Here is an 11127-nt window from a genome sequence, read left to right on the forward strand (position 1 = left end):
CGGCCTGCCCGGGCGTTTGATCCGGTTGCACTGGAACGGCGGCCGGACCCGACTGCGTCGGGACCTTCTCCATTTCGGCGGCAAGTAAGGGGCCGACAGCGCAGGACAGCAGAACTGCCGTTATCATCGCAAGAACGCGCATGGTTTCCTCCTCTGTTCGATGAACGGTAACAACCGGTCCGCACATGAGTTCAGAAAGGATCGCAGCGCTTGGCGCTGCACGGCGGGGCAAGGCACGACAAGTGCCTTGCTCCACGCCCATGCATTGGACCAGCGCTTCGGATGACTTGGACTCGGTCAAGCACGCGACTGGCCCGACGAACATCATCGTGCGCAGCTCCCTCCCGGGCGTCAGCTCTTCGTGCTGGCCGTCTTGTCGAGCGCCGCCCGCAAGCCCTCTGCAAGTTTGACGGCATCGTCGTTGGCCCAGAAATGCATGAAGAAGAGCCGCGGCTGCTCGTCCAGCATGTGGCTGTGCAGCGCCGTCACCTCGATGCCATGCGTCCGCAGCGCCGCGAGGACCGGGTTCACCTCGTCGCCGGTCAGGACGAAATCGCCTGTGATGGCCGCCTTGCCGCCGCCGGTCGGCTGAAAGTTGATGGCGATCGCAACGCCCATAGCGCCGACCGGAGTCAGCGGCATGCCGTCCTCCGTGATCGGGTCGCGCCGCTTCACGTTGAACTGATAGACGCCGCCATTGCCCTGCCCCTTGACGCCGATGATCTGGTCGAGCTTGGCCGTGTCGAGCTCGATGGCAGGCGGCGCGTTCCCTGGCGCCGCGGCCGTCAGCGGCGTCTTGCTTTCGGCAAGCCCATCATGGATGGCCGAGGCCAGTTTGACTGGATCTCCGTGTCCGGCGATGTGCATGTAGAATGTGGCCGGGCTCGCGCGAAGCAGATGATTGTGTACGGCGGTGATCTCGAGACCGCTCGCGATCATCTTCGCCATGACGGGATTGACCTCGGTCTCGAGCAGCACGAGGTCGCCCATGACCATGGCGCCGCCATGCGCCGGCTTGAACGCGACCCAACCGCCAAGCGCCAGCGCCGGCTTGATGGTCACGCCGTCGAGCGTCACCGTGAGATCGGTGCGAGGAAAGCCGTAGCGATGGACATCGTCCGTAACAGTGGGCTTGCGGCCCAGCGTCTCATCAACCTTCTGCCAGTCGACATTCTGGGCGTGAGCCGCCACCATGAAGCAGGTGCCGATGAGCATCAGAACCGGGATTGTCTTTCTCATTGAACTGCTCCCTCAATCTGGATTTCGTCCGCCAGTGCCTCACTTCTGCTCCTTGATCTGGCCGCCACTGTCGACGACGAGCCGCACTTGCTTGCCGTTCTTGACGGCCTTTGCGGTCGTGCCCTCGGCGGTCGACTTGACGTCGCTGACCTGCGAATAGCCGGCAGCCTGGATTTTGGCGATGAATTCCTCCTGTGTCAGAGCGTGTGCGCTCGACAGCCCTGACGCGAACGCGAGAAACAGGGCGGCATGAAGGATGCGTGTACACATGGTCTTTCTCTCCAGGTGAAATCCCTGCCCCAGGTTAGATCGGCTTGCGACGTGGCGCCCGGATGAACCCGGGAGACGCAACACGATGCGGCCATCGATGCGCTTCGGCGTGCGCACGATGAACCAAGAATTGTTCGGATGAGATCGGGTAATCATGACATGCGGCGCCCTTGGTGATCAGGACGCGATGCTTGGGCATGTCGCCTCACGGGGAGATCGCATGTCCCCGTTGCAGCGAGTAAAAGCCTCGACGGACGAGCTGTCAACGCGCGCATGCCCGCGACCGGTCAAGAAATGTTCAACGTTCCGACGGAACCGGCCGAACCTGGGTCTTGAAACATGCGAACCATCTCACGTAGATTGCCCGCGTGGGGATGAAGCAGACTCCCCGTGAGACTCCGGTCCAAGCTCTGCGCAGCACGCAATTCGTGGAGCTTGCGCATGGACACCGAGGAACACCCCACTTCCCGCAACACCGTAGCCATTCTCTCGCGCGGCGATGCTGCCGCGCGCCGGGAGGCGACGGCGCAAAACAGCCGCTTCGTTCGCGTCTTCGAAGCACTCGCCGCTATCGGCATCGAAGCCCAACCGGTGATCTACGACGAAAGCTTCGCCGATGCGGTGCGCGACCAGTTGCTCGCCGCCGACGGCGTGCTCGTCTGGATCGATCCGATCCATCAAGGCAAAACCCGCGCCGAGCTCGACGACCTGCTGCGCGACGTTGCAGCGCAAGGTACATGGGTGAGCGCACATCCCGACGTGATCCTGAAGATGGGCGTCAAAGAGGTGCTCTACCGGACGCGTCACCTGGGCTGGGGCACCGACACGCACCGCTATGATACCGTGGCGGCCTTTCGCGCCGAATTTCCATCGCGCCTGCGGGCAAGCGGCCCGCGCGTGCTGAAGCAAAATCGCGGCAATGGTGGCCAGGGCGTTTGGAAGGTCGAAGCACTTCCGAACACGGACGCCATGGTCCGGGTGCTCCATGCCCAACGTGGCAGCCTGCCTGAGGACACCCAGCTCGATGCCCTCATCGCGCGCTGCGAGCAATATTTCGGCTGGGGTGGCTGCATCATCGACCAGGCATTCCAACCTCGTCTGCCCGAGGGGATGATCCGCTGCTACATGAGCGGCGCCAGGGTCGCAGGCTTTGGGCATCAATTGATCAAGGGCTTGATCCCGCCGCCGCAGGGAGGCCCGGATGCTGCTGAGGCGCAACCGGGACCGCGAATCATGCACGGGCCTGATGCGCCGCCGTTCCAGTCGTTGCGAAGGGCCATGGAGCACGAATGGACCCCGCAGATGATGGAGACGCTCGGCATCGATGAATCTTCGCTGCCGGTGATCTGGGATGCGGACTTCCTGTACGGGCCACGCGATGCGTCAGGGGCCGACACATACGTTCTGTGCGAGATCAACGCGAGTTCCTGCTTTGCCATCCCCGAGGAGGCGCCGGCAGCGATCGCGCGAACAGTCAGGCACCGCTTGCTGCGCGCTCAGGAGGTGCGCTGCGGCTGACAGAAACTGTCGGGACCAATAAGCGTGCGCCGACCTCGTCCGCCATCCGGCCGTGGCGGTCGCGCGACCCTGGCAAACACCTTTGCGGCCTTTCGCCCCGCTGACCCGCCCCGCTTCATCCTTGCGGAGCCTTGTGGCGCGTTTGCAGATATGCTGCTGATGAATTGGCTGCTCGGACACTCGCACGGCCAGCCCAATCCCTGCTGCGGAGGCAACCCGATGACCGTCACGATCTATCATAACCCGGCTTGCGGCACCTCGCGCAACACGCTTGCGATGATCCGGCAGAGCGGCGTCGAACCTGTCGTCATCGAATATCTGAAGACGCCGCCATCCCGCGAAACGCTGGTCGAGCTCATCAAAGGCTTGGGGATCTCCGCTCGCGCGCTGCTGCGGGAGAAAGGCACGCCCTTTCACGACCTCGGCCTCGATGACCCAAAATGGTCCGATGACGAGCTGATCGACCAGATGCTCGCGCATCCCATCCTGATCAACCGTCCGATCGTGGTGACCCCAAAAGGCACACGACTGTGCCGTCCCTCGGAAGCCGTCATCGATCTCCTGGAGAATCCCGTTGGCCGGTTCGTGAAGGAGGACGGCGAGGTGGTGGAATCGCGATAGGCAGGTGCTGCTCTCGCCGGCCGCCCCGCACCGTTCGCAACGCTATCCAAGCAGCCCCTTCAAGCCGGCGTAGATCGAGCCGACCGCGGTTGCGGCGACACCGGCCAGCGGCCCGGCTGTCTGCATGAGGTCCTGGATCAAGCGGGCACGGCGGCGCAGTTGTTCCTCGCCGACATGTTGTCCCAGCAGGCGCGCCACGCGGAAGGCGAACGCGTTCGGTTTGCCCCCGTGCGACAGCACACGCGGCAAGACCTGGAAGATCACGACGCTCAAGATATTGCCGGAGACGAAGGCCAGCAGGATGCTCGCGCCATATTCGAACACTTCCCGCCACTCGATCCAGATCGTCGGCAGGATCGGGACGTGATCGTGGATCCCGGTCACCGTCAGCATCGCGAAGATGCTGACGCAAGCCGCCAGGAACCCCAGCACAAATGCCGTCAGGGCGAAGACCCGATGCAGTGGATAGGCCACGAAACCGAACAGCAGCGGTATGGCGATCGATGCGATCCGAAGCGGGATCGGGGACACGTTGAAGGTGATGGTCACGAGCACATGCGCGATCACCAGCAGCAGGGACGGAATGGCAATATAGAGCACCGCATGCGTTCCGTAATAGCGCAGCGGATTGTTGTAGCGCTCGAGGCGGACATTGACACGATCGAGATCGCGCCTGATCTTGTCCAGATCGGCAACGATCTCGTCAATCTCGACAAGCGTCGGCCGCACGACGCGCAAGTCCCGCGAGCAATGCTTGCACGCGATGGCTTCGTCCTTGATCGTCTCGGCGCAAAACGGACATTCCATCGCTAGCGCGACTTCCTTCGCCTCATAATGGCCTCGACCTCGTCTCTGGCCTTCCGCAGTTCATCACGCAGCTCCTCGCGCTTGCGCAGGAGATCGTCACGCTCGGCGATCAGCGTGGCGGGAACGGCGATGTCGCGCCCGCAGGACGCACAAACCAGCGCACCCTCTGCAGTTCCGGACTGGCAGTAGGGGCACGTCACTTGGGTGCGACCTTCAGCGTAAAGATGGTCGTGCCGGGCCGACCATCACTGTCCTTGATATCGACGCGCACCGTGTATTCGCCCGGCGGCAGTTCCGCATCCTGCATGTTGATGCCGTCGGGCTGGACGAAGGGCTTGACCCGCGGAGTCAAGTCGACATTCGGCGTCCGGAGGAAGATCACCCTGACCGAGTCCGGATCAATCTTTGCGCCGCCATAAGACTGAAACTTCAATACCAGTCGCAGAGGTGAACTCGCCGAGTCGCCCGGCGAGACGAACTCGACTTTGGGGCCGCGCATGATGCCGCGCTGATCGACGGCAACCGCGCCCTTCGGCGGCGGCAGCTTCGCTTCCTCTTCCGTAATCAATGGCGTGGCGCGCGTTGGTCCGGAGAACAGCAAACCTGCGGCCATGAGGCCCAGCAAGACATTCCGCTTCATTGTCCGTGCACCCCTTCCCCGGTTGGTCAACGCAAGCCGCCATCGCCGATGATGGTGTACGGCGCCCAGAACAGCGGATGCGCATAGGCGAACTCGGTCTTGCCCTCGCTGTTGAGATAGCCGGGACCATCGATGAGAGCCATCGTCGCCTGGCGCAGCGCCTCGCTGCGCGACAGCTTGGGATCTTCGGCCTGCCGCTTGAACAAGTCTGTCACCAGTTGCCGTGCCGACTGCGAATGCACCGACCAGTTCGTCACCAGCAGCGCCCGCGTTCCGGCATAGAAGAACGCGCGCCCGAGCCCGGATGCCGCCTCGGCCCCTGCGCCAGCGCCGGCGCCGGTGTTACAGGCTGACAGGACGACCCAGTCCGCGTCCAGCTTGAGACCGAGGATCTCCTCCATGGTCAAGAGCCCGTCGCCGCCCTCGCCCGTCACCGCCGGTGACGACAACGCGAGCGCCGGTTGCGTCAATCCGTTCAGCTCGCCCGGGACCAGACCATGGGTGGCAAAGGCCAGGATTCTGAAGCCGGACAGATTCATCGTCTTCACGGCGCTCTCGGTCGCGCTCTTGCCAAGGAACAGCACCTTCGAGGGGTCCGCCTGCAGCGCCAGCGCGATCGATTTGAGCTCGTCCGCGGTATCGGGCAGACGAGGCAACAGACCGAGCTCGGCGCTGTCGACGCCCTCGAGCTTGGGACTGTTGCGTCGCTTCAGCGGCCCGCCGCGCGTGACGTTGCCGCTGGCGTCGGCGACCTGAATCTTCTGCCCGCCTTCCGCCTCGGCCTGCTGATCGCTGTTGAAATAGGGATCCCCGAAGGCCACGAGGTCGCCGCGGCCGGGCTTGCCCGGCGGCAGCTGCCGCAATGTGCGCAACGCCGCCGCCGACGGCACCGTCGATACGGCATGGGTTCGCGCCAGCCACGGCACGTTGCGATAACCGATGAAGAGCGGGTCCTCATCCGCAGCCACCTCTGCCGGTGCCGTCGGCAACAACGCCAGCGGCAACAGTCCCAGCGCGCCATTGGTCACGACGATCAGGTTCCTGGCCGGCTTCCAGCCGCTCTCGACCGGCTTGAGCAGCAGCTCGTAAAGTTCATGGCCGAGCTTGAGATCGAAGGGCGGAATGTCCGAGATCATCGCGGCCTGCGGCTCGAGCGCTTCGCGCAGCTTGCGGATCTTCGTTTCGATGTCGCCGATCCTGGCCTGGACGGCCGCGAACGCCACCGGCCCCGACTTCGGCACGGCCCAGACGAAGCTGCCGTTCTGGCCGAAATAGAACGACAGCATGGCCTCGCTGTCGGCCAGCGTCGCACGAATCTCGGCAACGCTCGGCGGCTTGGGCGAGACGAGATCGGCGTAAGTCGGGAACTTCTGCTTGATCTCCTGGCGTGCCTTGTCGCGCTGGCCGCGCAAGGCGGCGATCGAGGCCTGGATTTGCGCAACGCCCTTCTCGTCGCGCTCCGCCGAGGGAAGCGCGAGCACGTTGTTGAGCGTGCCGAGCTGGGCATTGACCTGCTTGGTCAGGTCCTGCTCCTTGCGCACGAGCTCGGCGAGGGCGGGATCCTTTGCCGCCGCACGCGCGCTCGACGCCGCCAGCGCCTGCTGCACCGAGCGACCACGGACGGCGTCAGCGAGGCTGAACGTCTCTTCGCCGACCTCCTTGCCGGCTCCTTCCGCCCTGCCGAGCAGCAGCAGATAGCTCTCGACGATGGTCTGCAGCCGCTGACTCCGCGCAGCCACCACGGTCGTGTTCTCGTCATCGGCATTTTCGTTGGCGCTCGCCATCATGACCGGAATGGCGGCCTTGAACTCCCTGATGGCATCGGCATCGCGCCGAGCGCGCATCAATCCGACCGCCAGCGTGCCACGCGCCGAAGCCGCGTCGAAATGATTTTCGCCGACCCGGGCGATCTGCTTCTTCACGAGCTGCTCGGCGGCGGCAATGCCTGCGTCGAGCTGCCCGGAACCATAGAGCGACAGGATCCGGGCCGGATTGAGCTCGAACACCTGGCGGCGCTGCGGCTCCCAGCCGGCCACAGCCTTGTCGATCCGAGCAAACATCGCGCTTGCTTCGGCGTTGTTGCGCCGAAGCGTCAAGATGCCGGCAAGCTGCGACAGCAGCTGCACCGTCGCGTGCGAATCCTCCGGCACACCCACGGTCTTGTTGATGTCGAGGGCAACACGGCCGAGCTTCTCCGCCTCCTCGTAACGGCCCTGATCGACCAGAATGCCCGCCAGCGCCATCACGAAACGCGGCGTCACGGGATTGTACTTGCCGGTATCCTTCAGGCGCGAGAGCAGCGCGCGGCGCGCGTCCACCTCGGCCTCGGCGAGCCTGCCCTGCTTCGCCTTCATGCGCGCCTGGTTCAACACGGTCCCGTCGATCGCCTGCAGCAGAAGGGTCTCGGCCGGTGGATTGTCCGATTCCATGACGGCCTTCGTGCTTGCGCGCTTGCGAAGCTCTGCCGTGCGATAGGCAGCCTCGGCTTCGGCAAACTGTCCGCGTGCCTCGAAGATCAAGGCGCGAGCGATCTCCAGCTCGCCCTCCCAGCTCTGGCCAAATCGAGCATAGGCGGATCGCCAATTGGGATGACCGCTGGTGCGGGCCTCCTGTATCGCGGTCTGGGTGCGGCGAAGATAGGCCTCCGCCTGCGCGACGTCTCCCATCTGAATGAGGACGGATGCGATCGCGCGGTTCGTATTGAACTGCATTCCCCTGGCGCCCGGCATGCTGGCCGATTCGCGCAGGAGCCTTTGCATGATCTCAAGCGAGCGTTTCGGATCGCCTGCAAGAGCGTGCTGCAGGGACTGGAGCTGCAACATCCGCCCCAGCAAATGAGGACTGACGGCGCCGCGCCCAACCTCCACGGCCTTGTCGGCGTCGGCGATGGCTTCGCCGAGCCGGCCGAGCTGCGCGCGCGCGTTGGCGCGATCGAAATAGAACTGCGCCAGATCCTGACGGGATTCCTTCCCGCTCGGTGCGGCATCGGCATCCGACTTCAATTCGGCGATCATCTTCTCGTCGGGCTTGTCGCCGTCGAGGATCGCCGTGATGTCGGCGATGCTGCGCGGCGGCGCAACGAAGTCCTTCGGAAGCGCAGCGCCTTGCTCGAGCTTGGGCGCCGCTTCCTTCGGAAGCTCGACTGCGACATTGGCGCGGCCATTGGCGGCATTCAGCGCCGCTTGCACGCAGGCCCGGACCTGAGGCGTGGCCTTGGCGCGACAAGCTTCCAGATTGGCGCCCCCGGCGGGGCCTCCGCCTGCACGCATGCACCCCTGCACGATCGGTCTGCCGACGGTCATCCGGCAATTCTCGATCGCCGCCTCCTTGGTCAGCGCGGCTGCGGAGCCTGTCGATCCAAGCAGAATGGCAAGTGCCAGCAGGTGGTGTGGTGAAACGTCCAGACGGCTCTTGAACGGACGCGTGGCGTCTAAGCTCATCTTGAAGGACCTTTGGGTAAAATGACTTGAAGAAACGAGATAATCCTATCCAGACGGCCCGGAAGGACAAGCACAATCAATGCGGTTCCCGATGCCACAAGAGCGTTAGCGGGCTACCGCCGGCATAAGGTGCCTAGGATCGCGCACGACAGGCGGCTCAACCTCGTCGCGCCGATTGGCCGCGAGGTAAGATGGCCGCGCTCGACAGGCAGCGAGTTTATGCGGCGAGCTTGTACGTCAGCCCTTCGAGACGAGCGCGCGGCCGTAGGGCGGCTGCGCTGCGACCGGCGGGTTGGCGGTCTGGGCGGCGAGCTCGCCGATCAGGCGGTCGGCGTCGGCGGCCATGCCGTCGGGGGCCTGGATCACCAGCCGCTCCAGCGCCCAGCGGTAGGATGAAACCCGCTGCTCGAGGCATTGCTGCACCCACTGCACGATCAGCGAGTTCTCCTGCATGCGCGCGACCGCGTCGTCCTTCTCCCTCGGCGAGAGCGCGGAGACGCGCGCCATGCTGGCATCGCGCTTCCTGTCGAGATCGATGACGCGGATGGCGCTGGCGAAGAACGGCTCGAAGCGTGTGATGTCGTTGCGCACGTCCTCGATCAGCTGCGCATAGCGCGAGGAATGCGAGCGGTGCGGCTCGTCGATCAGCGTGCGCCCGTACATGGTGCGGTCGAACACGATCTTCTGCCGCCAGGGCGATGGCAGCGGCTTGTAGTCGCCGAACACGGTCTTCCAGGCGGGGCGCGATAACGGCGGCTCGATCATGGGATAGGCGAGGTCGCGAAGCTGGCGTTCTTCGTCGGTGAGCTGGAATTGCGAGGGCTTCAGGCCGACGCTGGAGGTGACCTCCGCACCCAGCCAGCGATGCATGTCGTCGCTGCGCATGTCGGCGCGGGTGCGGCCGAAATCGCCGCCGCTACAGGCGCCGAGCGTCGCGCCGAGCAGCGCGAGCAGGACGGCCGATACGAAAGGCCGGATCTGGCGAATGGTGTCCGGCATTGCAAAGCCGGACGTCAGCGGCGGCGACGACGGCGCCCCGGCGCTGTGCCCTGCTCTGGCCCGCGATCGCCGCTGGTTTCGTCCGCCACGCGCTCGATACGGATCACCGGGAGGATCAGAACCATTCCCGTTTCCGTGCGCGGTGTGGCATCCCCCGACGAGCCTGCCCGGCGACCGGCCGGAAATTCGATGATCGTCCCCATATCCAGCTCTCTATCAATTGCCGCGCGACCAAACCGCTCATGCAACATGCATTCATTAAGATCAGTTCATGGTTAACGGGATGTAAACGCGCTTTCCGGACCGTAACCGCACGGGCCGTGCCGCGCCGTCCCGTTGCGGCACGACAATGCCATAAATTGCCGAGCCGGCTTCACGCCTCGTTTTCCTTAACGAGACTTTAAAAGAACCTGCGATAGGCTCGTGACAAGTGTCTCTCCCGAGTTGCGTACGCCTCAATGACCAAGTCGCTGTTTCCCGGATTCGACGGGCTGATGACCCTCTCCCGTCGCGAAGGCGTCGACATCCGTCCGACGCTGCTGCGCGTGCTGACCGACCTCTATGTCCAGACGCGCGTCCACAGCGATGACGAACAGCGGCAATTCGTCGAGCTCGCCACACGTTTGATCGACCAGGTCGACGACGCGACGCGCGCCGCCGTCAAGGCGCGGCTCGCGGTCTATCCATCGACGCCGGTCCCGATCCTCCAGAAGCTCGGACTGGTCGCCGCCCAGGAAGGCCGCAGGGTTCCGCTGGCGCGAGAGATTCCGCAGCCGCCGGCACCCGCCCCGGTCCGCACGCCCACCGAGGCCGAGCAGCGCTTGGCCTCGAACATGGCGATGCAGCCGAAGGACGCCGCCGAGATCCACGACATGTTCTTCCGCGCCGGCGCCTCCGAGCGCGCGCTGATCCTGCACAATCTGGCGCAGACCCCGCTCAAAGCGGCGCCGCGGATTCCGGCCGTGCGCGCCAAGCGCGCGATCCAGATCCTGGAGATGGCGGCGATCGCGGGTGACATCGAGAACTTCACCCTCGAGCTCGGCGACAGCCTGATCCTGCCCTCGCGCGTCGCGGCCCAGATCGTCGACGATGCCGGCGGCGAAGCGCTCGCGGTCGCCGCGCGCGCACTCGACATGCCGAGCCCGGTCTTCCAGCGCATCCTCTTGTTCTTCAAGCCGGAGATCGGGACCTCTGTGAACGACGTGTACCGGCTGTCGCGGCTCTATGACCGGCTCGGCGAGCGCTCGGCGCTGGTGATGCTGGCGGCCTGGCGCGGCTCGACGCTCGCCGTCACCCGCGCAAAGTACCAGTCTTCGCTGCATGACGGCGAGCGCCAGCGCGCGCGTACAGGCGCAAGCCAGACGCGGCCGGGCGTGCAGCCGGGCACGAGCCCGACGGTGCGCACCCGCACCGGCGGATCGGATCGGTAAGGCTTGCCTTCACAGCCAACGGCATTGGATATCGCGCGCGCGACGCCCCCAAGCTCGTCATTGCTGTGCATGTTCACTAATTCGCTGATTGGATCGCTCCAGCGGAGGACGATCCGATGCGCGACAACAGCTATGACCGGACGATTGAGCGCAACTATCTGCA

Annotated in this window: 11 protein-coding genes; 3 read left to right on the top strand and 8 right to left on the bottom strand. The window is 64.7% G+C overall.

The genetic code is table 11. The features are described from left to right. Positions 1 to 351 precede the first annotated feature (351 nt). Entirely contained in the window at positions 352 to 1239 is an 888-nt protein-coding gene (locus tag IVA96_RS04085) for a DUF1259 domain-containing protein (protein WP_247275877.1), read from the bottom strand. Between the two features lie 39 nt (positions 1240 to 1278). After that, positions 1279 to 1509, bottom strand: coding sequence for a hypothetical protein (locus IVA96_RS04090; protein ID WP_247275878.1), 231 nt, complete (start codon positions 1507 to 1509; stop codon positions 1279 to 1281). Between the two features lie 441 nt (positions 1510 to 1950). Here IVA96_RS04090 and IVA96_RS04095 point away from each other — a divergent pair, with 441 nt between their 5' ends. Next, on the top strand, positions 1951 to 3027 hold the full coding sequence (locus IVA96_RS04095; RefSeq protein WP_247275879.1) for a Cj0069 family protein: 1077 nt from the start codon (positions 1951 to 1953) through the stop codon (positions 3025 to 3027). A gap of 219 nt (positions 3028 to 3246) precedes the next feature. Next, the gene (gene arsC, locus IVA96_RS04100; protein ID WP_247275880.1) at positions 3247 to 3648 is read left to right on the top strand and encodes an arsenate reductase (glutaredoxin); all 402 of its coding nucleotides are present in this window, start codon (positions 3247 to 3249) and stop codon (positions 3646 to 3648) included. A gap of 42 nt (positions 3649 to 3690) precedes the next feature. Here the strand turns inward: arsC and IVA96_RS04105 are convergent, their stop codons facing one another. The 6 genes from IVA96_RS04105 to IVA96_RS04130 form a co-directional block, all read right to left on the bottom strand. Further along, positions 3691 to 4455: a hypothetical protein gene (locus tag IVA96_RS04105; RefSeq protein ID WP_247275881.1), complete on the bottom strand. Its 765-nt coding sequence runs from the start codon at positions 4453 to 4455 to the stop codon at positions 3691 to 3693. A 2-nt stretch (positions 4456 to 4457) separates the two neighbouring features. Continuing rightward, positions 4458 to 4655 carry a hypothetical protein gene (locus IVA96_RS04110; protein ID WP_247275882.1) on the bottom strand — a complete coding sequence of 66 codons (198 nt, stop codon included), beginning with the start codon at positions 4653 to 4655 and terminating at the stop codon, positions 4458 to 4460. Then, a complete protein-coding gene (locus tag IVA96_RS04115) occupies positions 4652 to 5080 on the bottom strand; it encodes a hypothetical protein (RefSeq protein WP_247275883.1) in 429 nt (142 codons plus the stop codon). Before IVA96_RS04115 ends, IVA96_RS04110 begins: the two co-directional genes overlap by 4 nt. A gap of 41 nt (positions 5081 to 5121) precedes the next feature. Next, on the bottom strand, positions 5122 to 8535 hold the full coding sequence (locus tag IVA96_RS04120) for a CHAT domain-containing protein (RefSeq protein ID WP_247275884.1): 3414 nt from the start codon (positions 8533 to 8535) through the stop codon (positions 5122 to 5124). Between the two features lie 237 nt (positions 8536 to 8772). Next, positions 8773 to 9534: a hypothetical protein gene (locus IVA96_RS04125; protein ID WP_247275885.1), complete on the bottom strand. Its 762-nt coding sequence runs from the start codon at positions 9532 to 9534 to the stop codon at positions 8773 to 8775. Between the two features lie 14 nt (positions 9535 to 9548). After that, positions 9549 to 9737: a hypothetical protein gene (locus tag IVA96_RS04130; RefSeq protein ID WP_247275886.1), complete on the bottom strand. Its 189-nt coding sequence runs from the start codon at positions 9735 to 9737 to the stop codon at positions 9549 to 9551. Between the two features lie 255 nt (positions 9738 to 9992). Between IVA96_RS04130 and IVA96_RS04135 the strand changes: the two genes are divergently transcribed. Further along, a complete protein-coding gene (locus tag IVA96_RS04135; RefSeq protein ID WP_247275887.1) occupies positions 9993 to 10964 on the top strand; it encodes a DUF2336 domain-containing protein in 972 nt (323 codons plus the stop codon). The last annotated feature ends 163 nt before the right edge of the window (positions 10965 to 11127 follow it).

This window comes from Bradyrhizobium sp. 159, assembly GCF_023073795.1.
GTDB lineage: Bacteria > Pseudomonadota > Alphaproteobacteria > Rhizobiales > Xanthobacteraceae > Bradyrhizobium.

Bases quoted from the DNA above. Each gene is read 5' to 3' on its own strand.
- IVA96_RS04085 (WP_247275877.1), bottom strand. From the start codon at position 1,239: ATGAGAAAGACAATCCCGGTTCTGATGCTCATCGGCACCTGCTTCATG.
- IVA96_RS04090 (WP_247275878.1), bottom strand. From the start codon at position 1,509: ATGTGTACACGCATCCTTCATGCCGCCCTGTTTCTCGCGTTCGCGTCA.
- IVA96_RS04095 (WP_247275879.1), top strand. From the start codon at position 1,951: ATGGACACCGAGGAACACCCCACTTCCCGCAACACCGTAGCCATTCTC.
- arsC (WP_247275880.1), top strand. From the start codon at position 3,247: ATGACCGTCACGATCTATCATAACCCGGCTTGCGGCACCTCGCGCAAC.
- IVA96_RS04105 (WP_247275881.1), bottom strand. From the start codon at position 4,455: ATGGAATGTCCGTTTTGCGCCGAGACGATCAAGGACGAAGCCATCGCG.
- IVA96_RS04120 (WP_247275884.1), bottom strand. From the start codon at position 8,535: ATGAGCTTAGACGCCACGCGTCCGTTCAAGAGCCGTCTGGACGTTTCA.
- IVA96_RS04125 (WP_247275885.1), bottom strand. From the start codon at position 9,534: ATGCCGGACACCATTCGCCAGATCCGGCCTTTCGTATCGGCCGTCCTG.
- IVA96_RS04130 (WP_247275886.1), bottom strand. From the start codon at position 9,737: ATGGGGACGATCATCGAATTTCCGGCCGGTCGCCGGGCAGGCTCGTCG.
- IVA96_RS04135 (WP_247275887.1), top strand. From the start codon at position 9,993: ATGACCAAGTCGCTGTTTCCCGGATTCGACGGGCTGATGACCCTCTCC.